The organism is Cellvibrio fibrivorans, assembly GCF_031457055.1.
In the GTDB taxonomy this organism is placed as follows: Bacteria; Pseudomonadota; Gammaproteobacteria; order Pseudomonadales; family Cellvibrionaceae; genus Cellvibrio; species Cellvibrio fibrivorans.
Genome location: NZ_JAVDVX010000003.1, coordinates 163,792 through 188,183, shown reverse-complemented (window position 1 = coordinate 188,183; position 24,392 = coordinate 163,792). Strand labels below are relative to the sequence as shown.

Genomic DNA, 24,392 nt, shown 5'->3' with positions numbered 1-24,392 from the left:
TGCCGTTTTTTTCGTTGTCACACACTTATTTCATTGTTTCATCAACACGCAGAATCTTCATGGTATTGGTACCGCCCAGCAAGGTGGTATCACCGCTGGAAACGATGACCAAATCACCATCGACCAAGGTGCGCTGTGATTTGAGCATCGCAATTGCGCGCACAAAATCATCTGCACAAGGAGCGCTATTGGTGTCAAATGCAATAGGTTGTACGCCGCGATACATTGCCACTTTGCGCTGGGTGCTCACGTGACGAGAGAACGCAAAAATGGGCAACTGCGAACCAACACGCGACATCAAGCGCGGTGTACTACCTGATTCGGTAAAGCAAATAATCGCCTTAACACCATCAAGATGGTTGGCTGTAAACATAGACGCCAACGCGATTGATTCATCAACACTGCTGAAAGCCTGATCCATACGGTAGTTATCAAAACTCGCCGTGGGATGTTTTTCAGCACCGAGAATAATACGCACCATAGCTTCAACAGTTTCAACCGGAAAATTGCCGGCCGCTGTCTCCGCCGATAGCATTACCGCATCGGTGCCATCGAGCACTGCGTTAGCAACGTCGAATACTTCAGCACGCGTTGGCAGCGGGCTATTGATCATCGACTCCATCATTTGCGTTGCGGTAATCACCGCTTTGTTGAGGGCACGTGAGCGAGCGATGATGCGCTTTTGCACACCGATCAGCGCTGCATCGCCAATCTCGACACCCAAGTCACCACGTGCAACCATCACCGCATCGCTTGCCATGATAATGCCATCAAGTGTTTCATCATCCGCCACGGCTTCTGCGCGTTCAACTTTAGAAACCAAACCGGCACGACCACCTGCAGCAACCATCAATTTACGTGCGAAATCCATATCCTCTGCAGAGCGAGGAAAAGAAACCGCGAGATAATCCACATCGATTTCAGCAGCAGTTTTGATGTCGGCAATATCTTTTTCTGTCAGTGCTGGTGCAGTCAGGCCGCCACCTTGGCGGTTGATGCCTTTGTTGTTGGACAAAGGACCCGCCACCTTAGTGGTGGTATAAATACGTGTGCCTTCGATTTTGTCGACAGTCAGAACTACGCGGCCATCATCGAGCAACAACACATCGCCGGGCTTACAGTCATTGGGTAACTCTTTATAGTCGATACCCACTTGCTGCTGGTTACCTTCATCGCGCCCCAGGGCTGCATCCAACACAAACTTGTCGCCTACTTTGAGATGAATTTTACCTTCGGCAAAACGTGCAACACGGATTTTTGGGCCTTGAAGATCGCCGAGCACCGCCACAAAACGGTTGTGCTTGGCCGCCAATTCACGAACCATTTCTGCGCGACGCTTGTGATCTTCCGGCGAGCCGTGCGAAAAATTCAAGCGAACCACATCCACACCCGCCAAAATCAATTTTTCCAATACTTCTGCAGATTCGGAAGCAGGTCCCAAAGTACTGACGATTTTTGTACGTCTTAACATGATGGGCTCTCTTATTTAGCGGACATAAGTGCAAGGGTGTTATCCAACATACGGTTGGAGAAGCCCCACTCGTTGTCGTACCACGCCAATACTTTTACCCACTTGCCGTACACCTTGGTCTGCAGTGAGTCGTAGTTGGAAGAATGCGGATTGTGATTGAAATCGATTGAAACCAGAGGCTCATCAACGAAAGCCAATACCCCTGGCATTTCAGTTTCAGCTGCTTTTTTCATCGCAGCATTAATCGCTTCAACGCTAACTTCTTTTTCTACCAATACGTTCAGGTCAACCAGAGAAACGTTGATAGTTGGCACACGAACAGAAATACCATCCATCTTGCCTTTCAATTCAGGCAACACTAAACCTACTGCTTTAGCAGCACCGGTAGTGGTTGGGATCATGGATTGGGTAGCTGAGCGCGCACGGTAAATATCTTTGTGGAATACATCAGACAATACCTGATCATTGGTATATGAGTGAATGGTGGTCATAGAACCTTGCACGATAGTGAAGTTATCGTTCAACACTTTGGCGACCGGTGCCAGACAGTTAGTAGTGCAAGAGGCGTTAGAGATGATGGTGTCAGTCGCTTTCAACACTTTGTCGTTTACACCAAATACCACGGTAGCATCCACGTCGGTACCTGGAGCAGAGATAATGACTTTCTTGGCGCCAGCAGCCAAATGCAAACCAGCTTTTTCTTTGCTGGTGAATATGCCGGTACATTCGTACACCACATCAACATTCAATTCGCCCCAGGGCAACTTGGCTGGATCGCGCTCGGATGTGATGCGGATAGCATCGCCGTTGACGAACATGGTATCGCCTTCAAATTTCACGGTGCCGTTAAATCCGCCGTGAACAGAATCATATTTGGTGAGATGGGCATTGAGGTGCGCATCACCCAGGTCGTTGATACCTACGATCTGGATTTGGCTGCGCTTGCCTGATTCATACAAGGCACGCAGTACATTGCGACCGATACGACCGTAACCGTTAATTGCCACTCTAATCATTACATTCTCCTAAGTAAGCTGTTCAATAATTTTTGCTGTAGGGGCGCTGCTTGCTACGCCCTGTTCAGGCGTTTGATACGCCCAGTTCTTGTATTCATTAAGGGCGCTGCAAGCGGCGCCCTCAGGTTAACCGCGTGGCAAGCTGGCTGCTTCACGAGCGAGACGCTCAATCTCATCCCAGCGTCCGGCTTTCATCAATTCTTTCGGCGCCATCCAGGTACCACCAACACAATGCACGTTTGGCAATGCCAAATAGCTCGGTGCTTTTGCCAAATCAATTCCACCGGTTGGGCAGAACGTAATCTGCGGCAAAGGGCCGGCAATTGACTTCAACATAGGCACACCGCCTGCAGCTTCAGCAGGGAAGAACTTCTGATGGGTAAATCCTTGTACGTAGAGATTCATTGCCTCGGTTGGTGTTGCAACACCGGCTAACAGCGGAACCGGGCAGGCTTTAGCCGCTTCGATCAGCGCCGGTGTAGTACCTGGGCTAACCAAAAAGGTTGAACCCGCTTTTACCGCTTTTTCCAAATCTGCCGGAGTAATAATGGTGCCGGCACCAATTACCGCGTCATCAGGCAAGTCTTCTACCATGGCACTGATAGCATCCAGTGCACAGGGGGTGCGCAGGGTAATTTCCAACACTTTCAACCCACCGTTATAAAGCGCTCTGGCCAAGGGCACAGCATCTTCAATGCGCTCCACCACCATAACGGGTACGACTGGCGCTACTCTGACAATTTGATCGATAGTTAAAGCCACTGTATGTCCCTCGTTGTTCAAAAAAGTTCGAAAGAATAATCTGCCCTAAAAAAACCTTCCGCAGATCAGTTCGGAATTCGGTAAAAATCAAGGCGCCCAATAAACCACAACCGGCACTTTTTGCTGTTGCAACACTGCACGGATCGGCATTTCTTTTATATCGGTACCCGCCTGGGCTGCACGTAATACTGCCAATTTTTCATCGCCAGTCAGTAGCAACACCAAGGTTTTGGAGCGGAGCAAACCAGCCAATGTCAAGGTCATGCGCTCGGTAATTGCACCGGTTACTTCGCTTTGCTTGGCGATAATCGCCGCGCACAATTGCTCAGACTCCGGATTCAACGCCTCATCTAACCCCTGCGCATGAGGAAATAATGATGCAGTGTGCCCATCGGAACCCATGCCGAGTATGGTGACATCAAAAGGTTGCGCTAGTTGCTGATAAGCGCTTTCACAATCATCCAAACCTTCAGCTGCGGTTTCCGCTGAGTTTTTCATACCGACCAGATTGGCCACGGCGGCTTTATTCTGGATCAGGTGTTTTACGGTAAAAGCTTCATTGCTTTTATCGTGCGCAAAATCCACCCAGCGTTCATCAACCAAGGCGACGTAAACAGATTCCCAATCCAGATCGGAGTTGCTCAAAGCTTTGTACAGCGGTTCAGGTGTACTGCCGCCCGACACCATAAAAGTCGCTTCACCGCGATCTTCAATTGCCTCACGCAACGCTGATTCACATTCCGCCTGCAGCGCGGCTATCATTTCCGCGCGGCTGTCAAATAAACGCTCGCTTACCATTCCTGATCCGCCCCTGACAACACTTCATCGATGGAGAACCAGCGACGACGATCACTGGCCATCAGCTGTGCTGAGGCTTGTGGACCCCAGCTACCGGCCATGTAGCCGTGCGGTTTGTTTTCCGGACGTTGCCAGGCTTCGATAATCGGGTCGATCCAAGCCCAAGCTGCATCCACTTCAGCGCGGTGGATAAACAAACTGGCATCGCCAGCGGCAGCATCCAACATCAGGCGTTTATAGGCATCTGAATAGAAGTCTTTATAGGTATCGGCGAAATTCAGGTTGAGCACAACCGGGCGCAAATGTGTCTCGTGCTTCTCCAGATCTTTGGACACCATAATGATCTTGATGCTTTCTTCCGGTTGCAGACGGATGATCAAGCGGTTTGGCGTGGCCATGCCAGCTGATTCAGGATATACACGGTGTGCGACATCTTTGTACTGGATAACGATTTCGGCAAAACGCTGCTTCATACGTTTACCGGTGCGCAGGTAGAAAGGCACATTCGCCCAGCGGGAATTGTCGATGTAAGCGCGGATCGCAACGAAAGTTTCGGTATTGCTCGCTTGCCCCAGCTCATCGAGATAACCGGGAACAGCCTTGCCGCCCATTTCGCCGGCGACATACTGGCCGCGCACAGTATTGTACTTAACTGTGTTGCCATTCAGAGGACGCAGGCTTTCCAATACTTTCAGTTTTTCCGCGCGGATGCGATCGGCAGTCATCTTATTCGGTGACTCCATCGCCACCAAGCAGAGCAACTGCAGAATGTGGTTTTGCACCATATCGCGCAGCGCACCAGCGCCATCATAGAAGCTGGCACGACCTTCGAGGCCAACAGTTTCCGAAATGCTGATCTGTACGTGATCGATAGATTTCGCATCCCACAGATGCTCAAACATGCCATTGGCAAAACGCAGCGCCAGCAAGTTTTGTACGGTTTCTTTACCGAGATAGTGATCGATACGGAAGATAGCATCTTCACTGAAGTATTCAGCGATCTGACTATTAATTTCCTCTGCCGTTTTGGCGTCATAACCCAAGGGCTTTTCCACCACTACACGGGAGGTGGCGGTAATCAAACCAGTCTCGTGCAAATGTTTGCAGCAGATACTGAACACTGAGGGGGGGGTAGAGAGATAGAACACACGCTGGCTGTTGCCACCGCTATTTAGCAATTGCGCCAAAGCGTCCCAATGCTCATCTTTAGTACCAATATCGACAAATACCGGAAACAGGCATTTGGAAAATGCATCCCAAGCGGCAGCATCAAACTCATCTGAGTTGAGGTGTTTTTCTGCAGCATCGCGCACCTTGTCTTTGTATTCAGCAACCATCTGGGTATTGCGGCAGGTTGGAATAATGCGTGAGCCTGCGGCCAAAGAGCCTTCGCGATGGGCGCGATAGAGACCGGGAATCAACTTGCGCAGAGCCAAATCGCCAGCGCCACCAAAGATGACAAAATCAAATGCTTCAAGCATGAGGGGTAATCCTGTTTGTGAATCTTGAAAAGTGGATTTACTTTTTAAAAACGAAGACCCCGAACACAGGTTCGGGGTCCAGGATTTAACGGGCAATTACCAGTTAAATACAGTAGCTCCTTCTTCAGCCAATCCCACTGTGGCGCGGAGGGGCGCAAACAATTCACGCCCCATACCATAGTGAACTGCTGATAAATCACACTGGGCAGGTTGGCGAGCACTTAGCTCTTCCTCACTAACCAGCAGTTGTAATGTGCCGGATTCAGCATCCAATTCAATCATGTCGCCGTCGCGGATCAAGCCGATGGGACCGTTATCCAAGGCTTCCGGCGTCATGTGGATCGCTGCCGGAATCTTACCAGAGGCGCCAGACATACGGCCATCAGTCAGAAGGGCCACCTTAAAACCGCGATCCTGCAATACACCCAGCGGTGGAGTAAGCTTATGCAACTCAGGCATTCCGCAGGCCTTTGGCCCCTGGAAACGCACCACTGCAATAAAGTCTTTTTCCAGATCGCCGCGCTTGAACGCGGATTGCAACTCTTCCTGGCTGTGGAACACAATCGCTGGAGCAACCACTTTGCGATGATCCGCTTTGACTGCGGAAATTTTGATCACTGAACGGCCAATATTACCTTTCAGCAACTTCATGCCACCCTCGGGTGCGAAAGGTTTGGCAACCGGGCGCAAGACTGCATCATCGAGGCTTTCCTGTATCCCTTCACGCCAAACCACCTCGCCATTTTCCAAAAATGGCTCTTTGGAATACGCCGACAAGCCTGAACCACCCATAACGGTTTTTACATCGTCATGCAGCAAACCGGCATTGCGTAGCTCGCGCATCAGGAAGCCCATACCACCAACAGCCTGGAAGCGGTTTACATCGGCCAATCCATTCGGATAGATGCGGCACATAAGCGGAATTATATCTGAAATGTCAGACAAATCCTGCCAATCAATCAACACGCCTGCAGCACGGGCGATAGCAACGATATGCATAGCATGGTTAGTTGAACCACCAGTGGCCATCAAGCCGACAATACCGTTAACAATCGATTTCTCGGTCACTATGTCGGACAGAGTTACCAACTCATCGCGAGTAATTCGGGCAAGTTGATGTACCGAAGCGCGGGTCAAGGCCTCACGCATAGGGGTATAGGGGTTGATGAAGGTGCTGCCGGGTAAGTGAATCCCCATGATTTCCATCAACATTTGATTGGTATTGGCGGTGCCGTAGAAAGTACAGGTACCGGCGCTGTGATAAGAGGCGCTCTCTGCGGCCAAGAGCTCCTTGCGCCCTACTTTGCCCTCAGCAAATAATTGGCGCGCCTTGGCTTTTTCGGCATTTGGCAGACCGGGAGTCATCGGACCTGCGGGAATAAAAATAATCGGCAGCTGACCAAACGACAGTGCTCCCATCATTAAACCGGGAACAATTTTGTCACAGACACCCAGACAAATAGCACCGTCAAACATATCGTGTGACAGCGCGATTGCAGTACTCATCGCAATCACATCGCGGCTAAACAGTGACAGCTCCATACCGGGGAATCCCTGGGTTACGCCGTCGCACATCGCCGGTACACCGCCTGCCATTTGTGCGGTCATCCCCATTTCTTTGGCAGCCGCCTTGATGGGCTCCAGATACTCTCCATAGGGCACATGGGCAGACAACATTTCATTATACGCAGAGACTACCCCGAGGTTCGCAGCTTGGCCTTCAGCCAAGGCTTCCTTGTCGGAGCTATTGCAAGCGGCAAAACCATGGGCAAGATTTGCACAACCCAGATGGTGACGAGCAGGCCCTTTACTGCGGAATTTGTTGACGCGCGCAAGATAGGCGGCACGGGTGTCGCGGCTGCGGGCAATAATCCGCTCGGTGATTTCAACAAGTCTTGGATCTGTGCTTAATACGTCAGTCATGGGAATACCATTGCTCTTGGGGCTGTATCTAGCGCAAATCGGCTGATTTGCGCGCAATCGCGCCGGGTACGTTGCCCGGCGCTCTGCTTATGAATCTCTCGGAACTACTATTTAATTGGCTTTGGCGCGCTTGTAGAGATCAATCAAGTTGCGCGTTGAAGCATCGTGTTTTGGATTGGTTTCTTTTGCCAAATCCAATTCAGGCTGAATCCCCGCAGCGAGGACTTTACCCAACTCCACGCCCCATTGATCAAATGAATGAATGCGCCAAATGATACCTTGAACAAAAATTTTGTGCTCATAAAGCGCGATCAGGGCACCTAGCGAGCGAGCATCGACTTTATTTAACAAGAAAGTGTTAGTTGGGCGATTACCGCGATGCACCTTATGTTCCACGATCTCCTCAATGCGTGCAGCACTCATCCCTTTTGCACTTAACTCGCGGCGCACCTGGTCCGCATCAATTCCCAGCATCAAGGCTTGTGTCTGCGCGAAGAAATTCGCCATCAACGCGTCATGATGACCTTCCACTGGCACAGTCGGGGCGATTGAACCAATAAAATCGGCTGGGATAATATCGGTACCTTGGTGCAACATTTGGTAGAAAGCATGCTGGCCATTGATACCCACCTCGCCCCATACCAGCGGAACACTGCCATAACTGATCTGCTCACCCGCCCAATTAACAGACTTACCGTTACTCTCCATCTCCGCCTGTTGCATATAAGCTGGGAAACGGTGCAGGCACTGGTCATACGGCAGGAGCGCATGGGCAGGATAACCGAGGAAGTTGCGGTTCCAGATTCCCACCAATGCCAGCATTACCGGCGCATTTTCCGCCAGCGGCGCTGTCTGGAAGTGCTGATCCATCTCATAAGCGCCTTGCAGCAAATCATCAAACAGTTCGTAACCGAGCGACAATACGATCGGCAAACCAATCGCCGACCAGAGTGAGAAACGGCCACCGACCCAATCCCACATATCAAAAATATTTTCTTCGGCGATACCGAAACCAGTTACCAATTTACGATTGGTTGAGACCGCCACAAAGTGTTTGGCAATCTCTGCTTTATTACCCGCTGCCGCCATAAACCATTGCTCGGCAGTGCGCGCATTGGTCATGGTTTCTTGCGTGGTAAAGGTTTTAGAGGAGATAACAAATAAGGTAGTTTCCGGATTCAGGCCGGCCAATACCTCGGCAATTTGTACACCGTCGATATTAGAGACAAAATGCATATTGAAGCGTTTATCGCTGTAATCCTTGAGCGCTTCACACACCATCAATGGCCCTAGGTTGGATCCGCCAATACCGATACTGACAATGTCGGTAATAGTTTTGCCGGTAAAACCAATCCACTCACCCGAACGCAGTTTTTCGCTCAGTTTGCGCATACGCTCAAGCTCGGCATTAATTGCCGGACGCGCGTCAGCGCCGTCGATCACAATCGGCTTGGAGGATTTATCGCGCAGGGCAACGTGCATAACCGCACGGTCTTCAGTGGCGTTGATGTGCTCGGCAGCAAACATCTTGGCGCGCCAACTTTCAACATTGGACTCTTTGGCCAATGCCAGCAGCGCCGCTTTGGTTTCATCAGTAATTAAGTTTTTGGAGTAGTCAAATAACAGATGGGATAATTGCAGGGAGAACTTGGCAAAACGTTTGTCATCAGCGGCAAATAAGTCTTTCAGGTGTTGGGACTTCATTTGAGCTGCGTAGGCAGTTAGGGTTTTCCACGCAGGCAAATCGGTAGGGCGCACATCAGGGTTAGTCATTTCTACTCCACAAACAAAAATGCGTAGGTGATATACCTAAACAAGTGGTTGATTTCTATTCTGTTAGTTTGAGTCCGACCCGACTCCGACAAGTAGTGAAGGATAAACTTCCTACCAGTTTCAAAGTTATATGCTTACCATCCTAGAATTAAGCCTTTAAGCGCAAACGAAACTGATAAGCTGCGAATACGCCGAACGTTCGTGCCAATACAATCAGCAGCGGTTGCGTGGCAACAACACAAAAACAGCATAATTGCCGCGAGAATTGCGCTGTTTAAAAAGGCCGCTATGATAGGCAGATGGGTTTTAGGTGTCAATTAAAGCGCAGTGTTTACAGGGTCGATTGCCCTTGTTAGATCAGCTAAAAAATACAGTCGCTCACCAAGAGAATCCCAAGGTCATAATTACTCATTCAGCCTATAGATCCCACTTATGCATACGAATAAAAACTACACAGCATCTCTTGGTGTCATTGAAGGATTTTTTGGCCGCAGTTGGAGCTGGCAGGATCGAAAAAATTACGCGCAATTTCTTGCACTAAATGAGTACGGTTTTTATATCTACGCACCAAAAGACGACAAAAATTTACGCAGACAGTGGCAAATAGATTGGCCTGTTGATATTAAAAAATCACTGGCTAATTTACGCCAGATTTATCGCGCAGCTAATGTGCAGTTCGGTATCGGCCTCAGCCCCCACGAAATTTATCTCGACAACACGCGCAACCAGCGCGCGCAACTAGACTTGCGCATCCAACAGATTAATCAATTGGAGCCCGATATCCTATGCATTTTATTTGATGATATGCGCGGCGACATTCCCGGGCTCGCACAGATCCAGATCGATATCGCCCATCAGACAGCAGCGGCCAGCAACGCCAAAAAAATTATTTTCTGCCCCACTTATTACAGTTTTGATCCAGTACTGGAACGCGTATTCGGCCCAATGCCGGAGAACTACTGGCAAACCTTCGCGCAGCAACTGGATAAAAGTATCGATATGTTTTGGACCGGGGAAAAAGTCTGCTCAACCAATTACCCTGCTGAACATCTCGCACAAGTAACCGAGTTAATTGGCCGCAAACCGTTTTTGTGGGATAACTACCCGGTTAATGACGGCGCAGTGAAATCCAACTTATTGCAGCTGCGCGCATTTGATCAGGGCCACAGCCAATTAGCTGATAAAGTAGCCGGGCATGCCGTCAACCCAATGAATCAACCCTGGCTTTCGCAAATTCCCTTGGCCAGCTTACCCTTGGCTTACCGTGAAAAAGAAAATTACTCTGCAGATGCCGCCTTTACTAACATCTGTAGCTATCTATGCGGCGATGTTTTAGCGAAACAATTGCAACAAGATACCCATCAATTACAAGATCTCGGGTTGAAAAAACTTTCTCAACAAGAGCGATATCTTTTACAGACCACTTATCAGCGCTTTGGTAACAACCCATATGCGCAAGAAATCATTGCCTGGTTAAATGATGAATACCAATTTGACCCCGCATGTCTGACTGAATAATTAAACATTTTTATTTTATCAACACTGATTGAATCCAATTTGACATGGATTCAACTTGTTCCATGCATACGGTGTGTTCCATTGGATAGGACTCATAACGCACATTGCAACCGCGATCTTGTAAAAAGCGATAGGCGCGCTGCCCTAACGCCTCGTTCACTACAGGGTCAAGAATGCCATGCTGAATTAATATCGGCGTCTTTTGATTTGCGGCGTGAATACTAGCTGTGGTATGAGTGGCAAAATAGCTCGACAAAATCAACAACCCTGCCAGTGATTTTTCGTAGGTCAACCCCGCGTGATAGGCAACCGCTCCACCTTGGGAAAATCCCACCAGGATAATTTTTTCACTAGCCACACCACGCGCAATTTCACGCTCTACTAAACGCTGCACAGCTTCAGCACTGGCGATTAATTGCGATTCATCCACTTTACGTTCCAGATTCATCTCCAAAATATCGTACCAGGCAGGCATGATATATCCAGAATTAATGGTGACGGGAATTTGTGGCGCATGCGGAAAAATAAACCGTACCGATAACTCCTCAGGTAAACGTAACTCTGGCACTAAAGGTGCAAAATCATTGCCGTCTGCTCCCAAACCATGGAGCCAAATTACGCTAGCAGTAACAGGTATCTGCGGCTGATTTAGCTTTTCAACACAAGGTAAATATTCCATAAGGGTTCTCGTTTACGTAAATTTTGCTTAATTTTTGTTCAGAATTTTTATTGATGTGTAATATTGCTGACAATTACTCAATTGGGCAAGCGCACCGATACGCACATTCAGCAAAATAACACTACACTTGCTTCATAGCCTCAAAAACGCCATATCAAAACTGCTTATTGGAACAACTGCATCCGTGATGCTAAGGAACACCATGAATAACGTGAATCATAATCAACCTATCGCGCAAACAGCAGGCGCGTACGAAACAGTAAGCGCCATTATCGCCCCCATTGATCAACTCAATATTCTTTCCAAGGTTGAAGTCGCCAAGTTATTAGACTCCAGCCAAAGCGGTCTATACAAATTATTTCGCAGTTGTGCCCTTGCCGTACTCAATACGGGCAATGATACGGATAACGGCAAAGAACTACTGGAACGCTATAAAGATTTTGATATCAGCATCGTACAAGAAGAGCGCGGTATAAAACTCGCGGTGAAGAATGCACCCGGCAACGCGTTTGTCGATGGCAAAATGATTCGCGGTATTAGCGAGCATTTATTTACGGTATTGCGCGATGTGATTTACAACAATGATGAACTCAGTCGCAATCCAAAATTTAATGTGGGGACGTCTGAAGGTATAACCGATGCCGTGTTTCACATGTTGCGTAATGCCAATTTAATGAAACCGGGTCTTGACCCCAATCTGGTGGTTTGCTGGGGCGGTCACTCAATCAACCGAATTGAATATGACTACACCAAAGAAGTAGGCTATCAATTGGGCCTGCGCGGTTTGGATATCTGCACCGGCTGCGGCCCAGGCGCAATGAAAGGCCCCATGAAAGGCGCAACCATTGGCCACGCCAAACAACGCATCACCACTGGCCGATACATTGGAATTACAGAGCCGGGAATTATTGCTGCTGAAGCTCCTAATCCCATCGTAAATCAACTCACCATCATGCCTGATATTGAAAAGCGCCTTGAAGCCTTTGTGCGTCTTGGTCATGGAATTATTGTATTCCCAGGCGGTGCAGGTACCGCAGAAGAAATTCTCTATATCCTTGGTTTGCTGTTGCATCCGGATAATAAAAACATTCCTTTCCCGCTTATTTTTACCGGCCCGGAGACATCAGCTGAATATTTTGCACGGATCGATAAATTTATCGGTGACACGCTTGGTGCAGAAGCGCAAGCGCATTACAAAATTATCGTTAATGATCCTGCTACTGTTGCACAGGAAATGAAAGACGGTATTAGAAAAGTACGCGAGTTCCGCAAACATAGCGACGACGCCTACTACTTTAACTGGCAATTAAAAATCAGCCCGGACTTGCAACAAACGTTTGTTCCCAGCCATGAAAATATGCGCAACCTCGAGCTACACAAAAACCAACCGGTCAACCAACTGGCCGCCAATTTGCGGCGCGCATTTTCCGGGATTGTAGCGGGCAATGTAAAAGAAGAAGGTATCCTGGCAATTGAGAAACACGGGCACTTTGAGCTACATGGAGATTACGAAATCATGCACCCCGTTGATGAATTACTGGAATCCTTCGCTCGCCAAAGCCGGATGAAATTACCAGGGCGCGAGTATATACCTTGCTATAAGGTTATTAAGTAACCGCTTACATAGACTCAAGTGATCTAGGATGTAGTCAATGTCTCACAAAAACTAGCGACTTTAGCGACTATTCTCACACCCGCTACAGCAGCATAATAACCACACCAAGGAAGTAGACAATGATGTGTGCTGGCCAGGCAAGGTCAATGGATGCGCCCACCTGTTAGGGAAGCGATGTCGGATGACATCAAAGGATTGCACTAGCGCAGGAGGAAAGGCGGTCAGGGATTCGAAAGGAAAATCGACGCAAATTGACTACTTCTATTTAGGGAAAGCATTGTATGGGGCCGCTTTTGCGGCCCCTACTCATTTGTGGGTTTGCAAAAGCGAAAGAATCACCAATTAACTTACAAAAAAACAGACAATAAAAAAGCCGGACTGCGCATGCGTCAAATGCACCGCAACACCGGCTTAAAAACAGCATCCCTGCTATTGATCAGTAATCCTCTGTGATTTAGCAATTATCTAGTAGTTGGCGGTTAAAAAAGTCCGGAAATGGTGCTGGCACCCCAATTCCTAAACAACGCCCCATTTGCCCCCTGATTTGCCTTGAGTGCCAAACCAACTGTCTGGAACAAAGCAACTTGACTCAAACCACCTACATCAATCACTCCACCGCGCACACCACCACCAGCCACTAACATTGGGCAATTTTGTCCACTGTGAGCATCGACGTTACCCATGTCAGATACCTGGGTAACTATGGTAGATGCCAGCAAATTTTTGGCCTGTAATTTATCCAGTAACTGTGCTGTAAGCGACATGTAGTAACGCACATCCTGATCGTAATAACCGGCGTAATTAGGGTTACCTTGATTATGGTGAGAATCATGTGATGGGCGCGGACGGTAAGCGCCGGTCGTGTCAGTGATCATGGCTCCATCAAGTACATGAGTGTGCTCGTCAGTCCCAAACGCCAGTGATACAGACGAAGACAAACTGCACTCCAATGCCAATACTGCGATATCGGTCATTAGCTTTGAAGTTGCGTCAAAACCAACTGCAGTAGTATTGGGCGGGGCAGAACAAGTGCCACCTGGATTAGCCGCTGCAATAGATGCCTCTATTTCACTGATCGCATTAAAGTGGCTATCTAGCTTTTGCTTCTCATGTTGGCCCAACTTGGTTTTCAGATCATTGACCGCTGCATAATGGAAATCCACCATGGATTTGCGCGGTGCAACAGTTCCGCCACCACCGCCACCACCGCCCGCGAACAAAATATCCAACGCGGCTTGAGGGCTGGTGATAGTTGGAATACCCGCGTTGTCACGTGACAATTCAGATACTGCTGTAGTACCCAGATTCAGCCACTTCACCGGAGCATTAGAGTTGGCACTCAGCACCTTGCCGAGGTTTACGTCGAAGCTTTGTTTGCCCCAAGGGTTAGGGTCATTAAAGCGGTTGAACATAACGCCGTGGCCGCCATTCATCATGGTGGCATTTTTTAGCAAGGCGACACGGCCTGCCGAGAAATGACTCTGCAAGGGAGTGGACTGGGTTGGCAATGTGGTGCCCGTCGGGAAATACTTTGCGGGAGTACAACCACCCGGCATAAATACGGTAACGGATTTATTGGGCGAACCAGTTTGCGCTTCTGCTACCCGAGCCATCATCACGCCCGCAAGTAAACTGGACGCCTGTATCGCACCCATAGCGATACCCGAACGTTGCACAACACGCAGGAAGTTCCGGCGCTCTTGATCGAAGTAATCTTTATAACTCATTTTTTTGACTCCAATTCGTTAACAAGGAGAATGGAGCGCGCCTTAGCGCGCCCACTCCTGCCGGTAAATCACAGAATCCAACGCGGGAACTTCCTGCAACATCGCGCGCGGACCATTGCTGTTCAGAACATTGGTCAACTTTTCAATATTGCAGCGATAGGCGTTGTGCTCACCGGGTGACATTTCGAACGGCACTTCACGGCTTTCATCCCTGTCGATCAGGAAGTAAGAGCTAACACCGCTGCTGTAACTCACAAACTGGGTTGCCAAACAGGTTTTGGCCTGCTGGGACACCAGCGGATGCTCGACAATCGTACGCGCGAGGTCTTTTGCGCCGTTGAAAGTAATTTCAGGCTGGTGAATCACGCGATCCGGATCATTAGTGAACTGCAGTTGCTGGTAGGGTGAGAAGAAAGTCGCCACTGTATCGATTGCATTGCCACGCAGATCAGTGGTACGGATGCGGCCGGCAGCATCGAAGTTTTCCATGCCGCCACCCAGTGGATTGATGATTTCCAGGTGACAATTGGAGCAAGTCGTTGGCTCGGTGATTTTGTCCGCAATCATCCGCTCGGTGGTTTTTGGATCGTTGAAGAAGGCAGCATGTTTCTGTGCCAACGCTTCACGATCCAAAGAAACACCCGATGGCGGCTCAGGAATGTCCTGACACATCAATTTACGGCGCACGGCAACTGCACGAGTGATCAAGTTGGCATCATTGTCTCTTGCATAACGCGACATAAAGGCGCCCGAGGTCAAGATACCGCCGCGATCGCTGGTGTTTGCACGAATAAATCCGTCTGTATCAGCACCGGTAGCGCTGTAAGTCAGGCCATAGTGAGTCGCCAGACGTTGGTTCACGTGCGTGAAGGTTGGGTTGTACACCGTGGCAAAGGTAGTGGATGATTCAAGCACTGCGTAGGCAAAGTTTTTACCCAACTCTTTCTGCATATCACCCGCCAGAACGGCAAAGTTAGCAACACCGACTTTATTCTGGGTAGCCAGCTTTTCGGTGCCCAACCAGCGGTTGATGAAATCACCCATCAGTACTTTGGTGGTTGCCGAGTTCATCAACGTAGCAGCCTGTTGGCGTATCCCTGCGGCAGTATTCAAGTCACCACGGGCAGCTGCAGCCATCAAGTCCACAGAAGGTGTAGTGCCAGTGAAGGTGTAGCTCAGGTAGGTTGCCATCTCGTAGCCATTGAGCTTGTAGAGATTACCACCACTCAATTCACCCAACTCCGAGCGGTACAGGAATTGTGGCGCTGACAACATGGTCGCCAACGCAACCTTCATACCCTCTGTCACTGTGCGGCCACCAGTGGTGCCACGCGCCAAACCTTGATAGCTGGTTTGCTCGGCAGTGGTCAGTGGGCGACGGAAAATACGGGGCGCCAAATCACTGACCAACTTATCGGCACAAGCCGTGGTAGGTGTACAGGCCAGCACTGAACTCCAGCGAGTCGCAACCGAATCAGCAATACGCTCAGCAGTTGATAGGTAGGTTGAGTAGCGGGCGGTATCGACCAGCAAACCATTGTTGTTGAGGAACGAACCGGCAATGGCATCGTCCGGCAAACGTGAAACAACATCGTCTTGGTAGTTAAGCAAATCGCCCACTGAACGCTGGTATTCCGCGCGGGTCAGCAAACGCAGTGTGCGCTGGCCAGGTGCGGTAGTGGTATTCGGGCAAGAGAATGCGGTCGCCGGATTATCGGGAATACCATCGGCAGGTTTACGCCAAGTGAAGATAAAGGCTTCCAAATCCGCCGCACATTGACCAGTACAGGAACCGGGGTTCGTTTCTGGCATGTACTTAGCGATGTAGTTGCGCAGACTGAGATTTTCACCCTTGATCTGCGAGTAGTGAGCACGATTAGGGTTAACCGGAATCGCGAAGCTACCGTCCGCAAATTTCACTCCATCAACCCCATGACAACCCACACAACCACGCTGTGTCCAAAGATTTTGACCGCGGGTTGCGTCGCCCAAATAAGGAACACTGCTCGAACTGCCCGAGCTGCGACTGGACGCACTCGTGCTGACTACTGACGAGCTCACAGCCGACGACACCGACGAGGCAGAGGAAGAAGCCAGATTGTCATAGGTCAGGGTCAGAGGTGCAGTCGGTGCCGATGGAATGCTGTCGGTGTAGCTGATGACTTTATAGTCATAGCTACCAGAGGCTGTTAATGCATCCTGATAACCAACGCTGTTTGCAGCAGCATTGGCAGCAGTTGCCCAGCGGCCATCCGCACCTTTGCGGCGCACTAAGAAGCCACTTTCGTTGGCACTAACATCCGCCCAGTTCAAGCTGGCTGTGCCGGTAAAACCCACGGAGCCGGTCAGGTTGAGCGGCGTATTGGGCGCGGCAGCCAGGCTAATCGCTGGCACGTTGGTGGGGTTATCGCGGCTGAGGAACACTTTGAAATACACGGGTACTTTTTCACCGATGTTGCTCAAACCCGCAATTGCCCGCAAAGCTTCCACACCGGCATTCAAGTCAAAATCCACACTGTTGATAATGACGGGTTTACGCGGCGAAAAACTGACGCTGTTGCTGGCGTGCTTCACGACCAATGCGTCAAAGCTGATAGCCTTGGTTACACCATGCAGCACCAGATTGCCAGTCACCGACTGTACGCGCGTGCTACCGACAGCCAGGGTGTCCAGAGCCGCCAAGTCGAGCTGGCTAGTGAAATGCAAGCTGGGCAGGTAAGCAGATTCAAACAGCAGGCTTTGCATACGGGGATCGCGCACCGTGTTGTTAGTACTGATACTGGCCAAGGGGATAGTAAGGGTCGCCTGACCAGTCGACGACACGGTTCCTTGCAGTTGGCTGAAAGTGAGGTTTTCCGGAGTTTCAACGCCCGATATCGCCTTCTTCACTGACACGAAATGGAACGTCGATTTGGGCGCATCTAACAACCAACGCGCAGCGGTCACCGCTATTGAGCTGGAACTGCTCGATGCCACACTACTCGCGATGCTACTGGTAACACTACTGCTACTGCCGGCACTACTCGCCGTACCGCCGCAAGCAGCACCGTTCAGCGTGTAAGCAGCAGGGACTGCGCCTGGATTAGCCACAATAAGGCCAAAGACGACTGAGCCGTTGGCTGGGAGATTGCCGTTGTAACCCACATTTTTCACACAAACATTTTTGCCAGTTTGGGTGTAAGTCCCCTCCCACAGGCTGGACACAGTTTCACTACCCGCAAAGCTCCAGCAAAGTTCCCAGTTGGTTTTGGCGGCACCGGTATTGGTAAGCGTCACTTTGTACTGGGCACCGGCGCCCCAGTTGTTTTCGGTTTGGTAGGCCACGCTACAAGCGCCCTGTGCAAGCGCACTGGATGCGGCCATGGCGCCCCAGATGGCACCTGTAGCTAACATCGACATTTTCAATAAATTTTTCATGATAAGTTCCTATGCTCCATCCAATTAACGGGCGTCAAAGACGAGCGCAAAGTCCACTGGCACCGAGGCGTTAATGGAGGCAATGCCTACCGCCGCGCGCAGAGCTTCTACACCGTTGGTCAAGGAGTAGGTATCGGCTTTCGTCAATACCGGGGCGAGACTTTGTACCAACACACGGGTGGACGAGAGTTTCTGTACCAACACACGGGTGGTGACATTAGCGGTCACACCATGCAAATTCAGACTGGCGGTGATGTCATTTTGGCTGGACTGACCTACCGTAAGCCCACCGATAACACTGGCAGGAACAGCCAGAGTGACAGTCGCCGTTGGATAGGTAATTGTTTCGAATAAGAGGTCGCGCATACGCTGGTCGCGCAGCGCCACACCGGTATTCACCGAATTCAGGTCAATCGTCAAGGTCGCAATGCCGGCTGGGTTAATCTCTCCACTCAACCCGGTAAAGTTATGAGCTTCTACGTTGTGAGTGTTTTTAGTCGTGACAAAATTCAAGTAGGAATCAATGGAGTTCAAGGACCAGCCACCGCTATCAACTGAGGATACAGACGAAGAACTTGGCATGCTGGAGCGGCTGCTGGGCGCACTGGAACTTACCAGGCTGGAGCGGGATGAACTGCTCGGTGCAATCGAGCTGGATGATATAGAGCTGGGGGCAATGGAACTTGCCACACTGGAGCGAGACGAGCTGACTGCTGAGCTGGTTGCATTTCCACACAAGGTACCAGTCAACACAGGTACTTCTGCTGCAGCTGCACCTTTGCTGCCCTGAAAACCAAAGGTCACACTTTGATTGGGCTGGATAGTGCCGTTCCAACCCGCATTTTTGGCGGTATAGGGGTTGGTGCCGCTCATACTCACATCGTAGCTACCACTGATGCGGTTATCGCCAGTGTATTGCCAGCTGAGACTCCAACCCGTAGTTGCGGTAGCGGTGTCGTTAGTGATTTTGACCGATCCGGTAAAACCATTACTCCATTGGCCAGTGACTGTGTATTGGCAAGCGGCAAAGGCTTGTGTGGACAGCGTGGATAGAGCCAGCGACAAACCTATCGCATAACAGGAACGCCGTAAGGCACCTGTCAGGCGAGGGTTAACCACTGAGGCTTTAAGGCTACTCATAGTGTCTTCCTCGGAAATGTATGCCGATTGATACCGGCAGGGATTAACAACGGTGATAAAACTGCTTGTACGTTTTTGTTGTTATGGCTCTGAATCAGTGAGTCAGGGCTAGAGCTACAGCGTGTTGTATGACGATTATTTGTACATCGTCACTGGGTCAAACCCCGGCCAAGAGGCCGGGAAAATTATTATTCAAACTCGCGCGATACGTTGAGCGGCATCCGCTCAGTCAAAGTAGGTGGCTCGCAACTAGCCTTGCGCAAACTGCGCAGCACCTCACCAGCAACAATGCAGGCACCCACTAATAGCAAGGCATAAATCGACATTACAAACCCGTAATCAGCGGTGTAATTCCAAGGGCGGGCAATACCGAGGTAGCAGGAAAACAGCCATGAAACCGATGAAATCGCACCGGTCAATACCACCAGTACTTGCTCCAGAGAGGGCTGTCCCAGCAGCCCTTGGGCAGAGGTCACGCGGGGGAAACTAAAATAATGGAGTGCAATACCATTCAGGGTCAGGATGCTCACTACCGTGAACTTGGCCCAGAGTTTTTCATTCATCAGGTACTGTTGGGGATTCTCCAAATATCCAACCAGCACCAATACCAACCCGGAAATCCACAACACAATCAAGGCAACGAACATAACATTTGCCGACTGAACCAACTCCTTGACGATGCCAGCAGAGAGGCTCCTGCCTTTGGTTTTGGCCAATGCCATGTCCTGAATCAACAAGACACCGATGGCCACACAGGCTGCCAATAAATGGGCATAAACAATCAGGGTTTTTAACATAGTCGTCTGCGCCTTTTGTTGTAATTCTTGAAACCAATACCCACGAATATGCGCAGCTACCAGGCATAAACAGAAATAAATCCGTGCCCTGGCAGATCTGGACGGCATAACATCGAACAACTGGGTAACAGGAAGAAAGGCATAACCACTGCAGACAATTGCAGTAGGCAATACCCGGGTCTCTCGTTCTCTCGGCGGCTGGTGTGGTTGTTTGCGCCTATTTATTCCATGCAGCGCTTATTACTTATAACTAAAACAGTTATTTTTGTTTTTGAAAATAATTTTCTTATTATTTTCAAATTGTATACTAAATTGAAAATAGTTTTCCATTCTATTACTTAATAATTTCACATATAAAACCAGCACAGAACTCACAAAAACAATGAAAATGACGCCAACATCAATAGAAACACGAAAATAATGATTAAAAAACAAATGCATAGACCAAAAGACAATAAAACCTAATGGGTCTCCGCAAAAAACCCGGAACCAATTTTTTATCTATAAAAATTCTGAGGTAGGAAAAGATAAGGAGGTAAGAAGTTACTCAGGCGACGAAATGAATTTTTGATTGCGCTTTTCTTGCCGGCGACGGGCAAAAAACTGACTGAGTTGATGTTGACACCGGTCTGACAAGACACCACCAGCATAGTCGATGCGGTGATTGAAGTAATTATTATCCAACAACCTGGATTTACTGATCACAGCACCCGCCTTGGGTTCTGTTGTTCCGAAGACTAAACGTGCTAAACGCGCATGAATCAGCGCTCCCACACACATGGTGCAGGGTTCAAGGGTGACGTAGATCGTCGAGCCGACCAAGCGGTAATTTTGCACCTGCATTGCAGCTTGGCGCAGCGCGATAATTTCGGCGTGCGCAGTAGGGTCATGGCTGCTAATCGGCTGATTAAAACCTTCGCCGATAATGTTCCCATCTTGCACAATAACGGCGCCGACCGGCACTTCGCCCATTGCTTCGCCTTTTTCCGCGAGCTGCAAGGCATAGTTCATCCAGTGGGAGTCCTCTGCCGAAAAAGTAATATCCCGCTGGGAAAAATGTTCTTGTCCGGTGTTGCTCACGATTTTTTTACTTCCACGAGCGGCGCCAGATAATTAGCAAGCTCCTGTTCCGTTAAGGCGCGCACAAAGCGAAACCTCGGAATAGTTTCACCCGCCAACTCAACCGTTTCGAGAAACATATCCAGCGGGCGCACCCACCAGGAATAATCGCCATACAAACAGCGATAAAACACCAATGGCTCGCGGGTTTCACTGTGAGTTGCCACCTGAAACACAAAATAGTCATTACCCTTGTAGTGGCGATACAAACCGGATTTCAACTTCATAGTGATTACCTTAAATAACGCCCGCGGTTTTTAGTTCATCGATTTGTACTTGGGATAAATTCAAGACTGATTGCAAGATTTCTTGTGTATGGCTTCCGATGTCACCACCCGGCCAGTCAGTGCGGCCGGGAGTGTCGGATAACTTGGGCAGTATCGCCGGAATCTTTAATGGCTTGCCATTGATTTCTACCTGTTCAAACATTCCACGCGCGTTGAAGTGCGGGTCAGCAAACATGTCCTGCACGTTATAAATCGGTCCACCCGGTACGCGCGCTTGCTCAAGAAGCCCTAAAATCTCATCGGCATCTTTACTCATACACCAAGCAGCCAGTGCATTGTCGATTTCCAATTCATGTTTAACACGACCGGCATTATTTGACATACGTGGATCATGCGCCATTTCGGGATAACCGGCGACTTCCATCAGGCGCTGGAAAATGGAATCACCATTACCGCCAATAACCACATATTTTCCATTTTTGCAGCGGTAAGTATTGGTGGGCACAATACCGGTTACCGTTGTACCGGAAGGTTCGCGAATTACACCTGCACCGGAAAATTCCGGCACTACCGCTTCCATTAAATTAAACATGGATTCGTATAGCGCAACATCCACGACTTGCCCTTCACCATCTATATTTCGCTCACGCTCCAACAGCGCTAACGCAATACCAAGTGCTGCATGAATTCCGGAGATGGTGTCACCAATACTCAAATTTGGACGCACTGGCGCCTGTTCGGGAAATCCGTTTACGTAGCGAAAACCGCTCATGCCTTCACAGACAGAGGCGAATCCGGGTTTGCTAGCGTAAGGGCCGGTTTGGCCGTAGCCGGAAATGCGCGCATACACCAATGTGGGATTCGACTGTTTAATCTCATCCGGACCAAGCCCCCACCCCTCCATCACACCGGGGCGAAAATTTTCGATCACCACATCAGCGCCATCAATTAATTGCCGCGCAATTTTTTGGCCTTCGGATTTTTTCAAATCCAGAGTGATACTTTTTTTATTACGCCCGATACTGCGCCACCAGTGCGAAGTGCCATTTTCCAGTACCCGCCATCCACGGATAGGATCGCCTTCCGGCGGTTCAATTTTTATTACTTCCGCACCGAAGTAAGCGAGCATACAACCAGCAAAAGGACCCGCAAGCAATTGCCCGATTTCGATCACACGAATGCCATCCAGGGGGCGGCGGTTTTTATCAGTCATCTTTATTATCACTTAGTGTTAAATCGAGAATAATTTTTCCTACATGTTGATTCGATTCCATGCGCATATGCGCAGCAGCAACCTGCTCAAACGAAAATACTGAATCAATCACCGGTTCAATCTTTTTATTACTTAATAACGGCCAGACATTTTCTTCCAGATCAATTGCAATGTCTGCCTTTGCCTGCCCTGATTGCGCGCGCAAAGTAGAACCGGTCAAGGTTAACCGCTTAAGCATCAGCGGCATAAAATCTACTTGTACCTTACTGCCCTGTAAAAAAGCGATATTCACAATGCGCCCTTCTTTTGCAGCGGCAGAAAAATTGCGCTGGATATAATCGCCACCAACCATATCCAGAATCACATTCACACCCTGCCCCTGGGTTTGCTCTTTAACTACCGAGACGAAATCCTGCTCATGATAGTTAATTGCAGCCGCACCCAAGGCAGTAATTGCGGAACATTTTTCTGCTGATCCAGCAGTTGCAAAAACTTGTATACCTAAGACTCGTGCTAATTGAATCGCTGTAGTGCCTATACCGCTGGAGCCGCCGTGAATTAACAGACTTTCACCTGCTGTTAACCGCGCGCGCTGAAAGAGGTTGTGCCATACCGTAAAAAAAGTTTCTGGAAGTGCAGCAGCACGTACATAAGAAAAATCCTGTGGAATTGGCAAACACTGCGCTGCAGGTGCAACAACATATTCAGCATAGCCACCCCCATTCACCAACGCACACACTTTATCGCCCTGTTTCCAGCGTTTTACGTTTGCGCCACAGTGGACAATTTCTCCCGCAGCTTCTAAACCCAAAATGGGTGATGCATCTGCAGGAGGTGGATACATACCCTGCCGCTGCAAAATATCCGGGCGATTGATACCGGCAGCATAGACACGAATTAAAACCTCATCGTCGTTTGGCTGCGGCGTTGCCATAGTTTGCAACTCCAACTGATCAACATCACCGGGATTTTTTAATGCAATAAATTTCATCATGGTTCAAGACGCTGAATATTCCAACTACCATCGGCTTGCAAATTATATTGAAAGCGATCATGCAGCCGTGCCACACCGCCCTGCCAAAATTCAATTTGATGGGGCTTAACGCGAAACCCGCCCCAAAAATCCGGTACCGGAATTTCACCTTTAGCAAATTTATTTTTCATGGATTCAAATTGCTGCAGCAAAAGTGCGCGCGATGAAATCGGGCGGCTCTGTTGCGATGCCCAAGCGCCCAACTGGCTGTCGCGTGGGCGCGAGACAAAATATTTCATAACTTCAGTTGCCGATAATTGCTCAGCTATTCCACAGACTTTCACCTGCCGCTCCATCAGATACCAAGGGAAATGCAAGCTGATTTTCGGATTTTGTTTTAGCTCTTGCGCTTTGCGACTATTGAGGTTGGTGTAAAACACAAACCCTTTTTCGTCGAGGTGTTTTAACAACACGATACGCTGCGACGGTTGGCCGGTTGTATCGACAGTAGCGATGGTCATGGCATTGGGATCGGGAATGCCGGATTTAATCGTCTGCTGCATCCAGCGATCAAATTGTTCAAGCGGATTGTCTGCCAGATCTTCGCGCTCCAATCCGCCTTGCGTATATTCGCGGCGAAAATCTTCTAAATGTAAATCCATAGAAACTCCAAAAAAAACAGATGCAAGCAGGATTCTGTTAAGAAATGTCAGACCATCATTACTTTTGTTCTGGAATTGACG

General features: G+C 49.3%; 19 protein-coding genes. 2 read left to right on the top strand and 17 right to left on the bottom strand.

Annotated features, from left to right (window positions below):
- Positions 1 to 25 precede the first annotated feature (25 nt).
- The 7 genes from pyk to pgi all read right to left on the bottom strand — a co-directional run bounded on the left by pyk (position 26) and on the right by pgi (position 9,224).
- The gene (pyk, locus tag J2X05_RS09460) at positions 26 to 1,471 is read right to left on the bottom strand and encodes a pyruvate kinase (RefSeq protein ID WP_310071764.1); all 1,446 of its coding nucleotides are present in this window, start codon (positions 1,469 to 1,471) and stop codon (positions 26 to 28) included.
- Between the two features lie 11 nt (positions 1,472 to 1,482).
- Positions 1,483 to 2,487, bottom strand: a complete 1,005-nt coding sequence (gap, locus tag J2X05_RS09455; protein ID WP_310071762.1) for a type I glyceraldehyde-3-phosphate dehydrogenase — start codon at positions 2,485 to 2,487, stop codon at positions 1,483 to 1,485.
- Positions 2,488 to 2,613: 126 nt separating this feature from the next.
- Positions 2,614 to 3,249: a bifunctional 4-hydroxy-2-oxoglutarate aldolase/2-dehydro-3-deoxy-phosphogluconate aldolase gene (gene eda, locus J2X05_RS09450; protein ID WP_007642915.1), complete on the bottom strand. Its 636-nt coding sequence runs from the start codon at positions 3,247 to 3,249 to the stop codon at positions 2,614 to 2,616.
- Positions 3,250 to 3,336: 87 nt separating this feature from the next.
- Positions 3,337 to 4,047 (bottom strand): 6-phosphogluconolactonase, encoded by a 711-nt coding sequence (gene pgl / locus J2X05_RS09445; protein WP_310071758.1) that lies wholly within the window; start codon positions 4,045 to 4,047, stop codon positions 3,337 to 3,339.
- The gene (zwf, locus tag J2X05_RS09440) at positions 4,041 to 5,528 is read right to left on the bottom strand and encodes a glucose-6-phosphate dehydrogenase (RefSeq protein WP_310071755.1); all 1,488 of its coding nucleotides are present in this window, start codon (positions 5,526 to 5,528) and stop codon (positions 4,041 to 4,043) included. Before zwf ends, pgl begins: the two co-directional genes overlap by 7 nt.
- Before the next feature lie 96 nt (positions 5,529 to 5,624).
- Positions 5,625 to 7,451 carry a phosphogluconate dehydratase gene (gene edd, locus J2X05_RS09435; protein ID WP_310071752.1) on the bottom strand — a complete coding sequence of 609 codons (1,827 nt, stop codon included), beginning with the start codon at positions 7,449 to 7,451 and terminating at the stop codon, positions 5,625 to 5,627.
- Positions 7,452 to 7,562: 111 nt separating this feature from the next.
- Positions 7,563 to 9,224, bottom strand: a complete 1,662-nt coding sequence (gene pgi, locus J2X05_RS09430) for a glucose-6-phosphate isomerase (RefSeq protein ID WP_310071750.1) — start codon at positions 9,222 to 9,224, stop codon at positions 7,563 to 7,565.
- Positions 9,225 to 9,656: 432 nt separating this feature from the next.
- Between pgi and J2X05_RS09425 the strand changes: the two genes are divergently transcribed.
- The gene (locus tag J2X05_RS09425) at positions 9,657 to 10,742 is read left to right on the top strand and encodes a beta-N-acetylglucosaminidase domain-containing protein (protein ID WP_310071749.1); all 1,086 of its coding nucleotides are present in this window, start codon (positions 9,657 to 9,659) and stop codon (positions 10,740 to 10,742) included.
- Positions 10,743 to 10,752: 10 nt separating this feature from the next.
- Here J2X05_RS09425 and J2X05_RS09420 read toward each other — a convergent pair whose 3' ends face one another.
- Positions 10,753 to 11,421 carry an alpha/beta hydrolase gene (locus tag J2X05_RS09420; protein ID WP_310071747.1) on the bottom strand — a complete coding sequence of 223 codons (669 nt, stop codon included), beginning with the start codon at positions 11,419 to 11,421 and terminating at the stop codon, positions 10,753 to 10,755.
- A 202-nt stretch (positions 11,422 to 11,623) separates the two neighbouring features.
- On the opposite strand from J2X05_RS09420, the gene ppnN reads away from it, so the two are divergent.
- Positions 11,624 to 13,036 (top strand): nucleotide 5'-monophosphate nucleosidase PpnN, encoded by a 1,413-nt coding sequence (ppnN, locus tag J2X05_RS09415; RefSeq protein WP_310071744.1) that lies wholly within the window; start codon positions 11,624 to 11,626, stop codon positions 13,034 to 13,036.
- Between the two features lie 479 nt (positions 13,037 to 13,515).
- Here ppnN and J2X05_RS09410 read toward each other — a convergent pair whose 3' ends face one another.
- From J2X05_RS09410 to pdxH, 9 genes are all read right to left on the bottom strand, one after another.
- Positions 13,516 to 14,763: a DUF1552 domain-containing protein gene (locus tag J2X05_RS09410; RefSeq protein ID WP_310071742.1), complete on the bottom strand. Its 1,248-nt coding sequence runs from the start codon at positions 14,761 to 14,763 to the stop codon at positions 13,516 to 13,518.
- A 42-nt stretch (positions 14,764 to 14,805) separates the two neighbouring features.
- Positions 14,806 to 18,180: a DUF1592 domain-containing protein gene (locus tag J2X05_RS09405; protein WP_310071738.1), complete on the bottom strand. Its 3,375-nt coding sequence runs from the start codon at positions 18,178 to 18,180 to the stop codon at positions 14,806 to 14,808.
- Between the two features lie 24 nt (positions 18,181 to 18,204).
- Positions 18,205 to 19,320, bottom strand: a complete 1,116-nt coding sequence (locus tag J2X05_RS09400) for a cellulose binding domain-containing protein (protein WP_310071735.1) — start codon at positions 19,318 to 19,320, stop codon at positions 18,205 to 18,207.
- Positions 19,321 to 19,508: 188 nt separating this feature from the next.
- Complete coding sequence (locus J2X05_RS09395; RefSeq protein ID WP_310071732.1) at positions 19,509 to 20,117, bottom strand: DUF2214 domain-containing protein; 609 nt, start codon at positions 20,115 to 20,117, stop codon at positions 19,509 to 19,511.
- Positions 20,118 to 20,660: 543 nt separating this feature from the next.
- Entirely contained in the window at positions 20,661 to 21,197 is a 537-nt protein-coding gene (tadA, locus tag J2X05_RS09390) for a tRNA adenosine(34) deaminase TadA (RefSeq protein WP_310071730.1), read from the bottom strand.
- Positions 21,194 to 21,463: a DUF1653 domain-containing protein gene (locus tag J2X05_RS09385; RefSeq protein WP_310071728.1), complete on the bottom strand. Its 270-nt coding sequence runs from the start codon at positions 21,461 to 21,463 to the stop codon at positions 21,194 to 21,196. Before J2X05_RS09385 ends, tadA begins: the two co-directional genes overlap by 4 nt.
- 10 nt (positions 21,464 to 21,473) lie before the next feature.
- Positions 21,474 to 22,676, bottom strand: a complete 1,203-nt coding sequence (locus J2X05_RS09380; RefSeq protein ID WP_310071725.1) for a CaiB/BaiF CoA transferase family protein — start codon at positions 22,674 to 22,676, stop codon at positions 21,474 to 21,476.
- A complete protein-coding gene (locus tag J2X05_RS09375; RefSeq protein WP_310072529.1) occupies positions 22,669 to 23,667 on the bottom strand; it encodes an NAD(P)H-quinone oxidoreductase in 999 nt (332 codons plus the stop codon). Before J2X05_RS09375 ends, J2X05_RS09380 begins: the two co-directional genes overlap by 8 nt.
- Positions 23,667 to 24,311, bottom strand: coding sequence for a pyridoxamine 5'-phosphate oxidase (pdxH, locus tag J2X05_RS09370; RefSeq protein WP_310071724.1), 645 nt, complete (start codon positions 24,309 to 24,311; stop codon positions 23,667 to 23,669). Before pdxH ends, J2X05_RS09375 begins: the two co-directional genes overlap by 1 nt.
- Positions 24,312 to 24,392 lie beyond the last annotated feature (81 nt).

What these genes read in the sequence shown, in the direction of transcription:
- pyk (WP_310071764.1), bottom strand. Translation starts at nt 1,471, where the DNA reads ATGTTAAGACGTACAAAAATCGTCAGTACTTTGGGACCTGCTTCCGAA.
- gap (WP_310071762.1), bottom strand. Translation starts at nt 2,487, where the DNA reads ATGATTAGAGTGGCAATTAACGGTTACGGTCGTATCGGTCGCAATGTA.
- pgl (WP_310071758.1), bottom strand. Translation starts at nt 4,047, where the DNA reads ATGGTAAGCGAGCGTTTATTTGACAGCCGCGCGGAAATGATAGCCGCG.
- zwf (WP_310071755.1), bottom strand. Translation starts at nt 5,528, where the DNA reads ATGCTTGAAGCATTTGATTTTGTCATCTTTGGTGGCGCTGGCGATTTG.
- edd (WP_310071752.1), bottom strand. Translation starts at nt 7,451, where the DNA reads ATGACTGACGTATTAAGCACAGATCCAAGACTTGTTGAAATCACCGAG.
- pgi (WP_310071750.1), bottom strand. Translation starts at nt 9,224, where the DNA reads ATGACTAACCCTGATGTGCGCCCTACCGATTTGCCTGCGTGGAAAACC.
- J2X05_RS09425 (WP_310071749.1), top strand. Translation starts at nt 9,657, where the DNA reads ATGCATACGAATAAAAACTACACAGCATCTCTTGGTGTCATTGAAGGA.
- J2X05_RS09420 (WP_310071747.1), bottom strand. Translation starts at nt 11,421, where the DNA reads ATGGAATATTTACCTTGTGTTGAAAAGCTAAATCAGCCGCAGATACCT.
- ppnN (WP_310071744.1), top strand. Translation starts at nt 11,624, where the DNA reads ATGAATAACGTGAATCATAATCAACCTATCGCGCAAACAGCAGGCGCG.
- J2X05_RS09410 (WP_310071742.1), bottom strand. Translation starts at nt 14,763, where the DNA reads ATGAGTTATAAAGATTACTTCGATCAAGAGCGCCGGAACTTCCTGCGT.
- J2X05_RS09405 (WP_310071738.1), bottom strand. Translation starts at nt 18,180, where the DNA reads ATGAAAAATTTATTGAAAATGTCGATGTTAGCTACAGGTGCCATCTGG.
- J2X05_RS09400 (WP_310071735.1), bottom strand. Translation starts at nt 19,320, where the DNA reads ATGAGTAGCCTTAAAGCCTCAGTGGTTAACCCTCGCCTGACAGGTGCC.
- J2X05_RS09395 (WP_310071732.1), bottom strand. Translation starts at nt 20,117, where the DNA reads ATGTTAAAAACCCTGATTGTTTATGCCCATTTATTGGCAGCCTGTGTG.
- J2X05_RS09385 (WP_310071728.1), bottom strand. Translation starts at nt 21,463, where the DNA reads ATGAAGTTGAAATCCGGTTTGTATCGCCACTACAAGGGTAATGACTAT.
- J2X05_RS09380 (WP_310071725.1), bottom strand. Translation starts at nt 22,676, where the DNA reads ATGACTGATAAAAACCGCCGCCCCCTGGATGGCATTCGTGTGATCGAA.
- J2X05_RS09375 (WP_310072529.1), bottom strand. Translation starts at nt 23,667, where the DNA reads ATGAAATTTATTGCATTAAAAAATCCCGGTGATGTTGATCAGTTGGAG.
- pdxH (WP_310071724.1), bottom strand. Translation starts at nt 24,311, where the DNA reads ATGGATTTACATTTAGAAGATTTTCGCCGCGAATATACGCAAGGCGGA.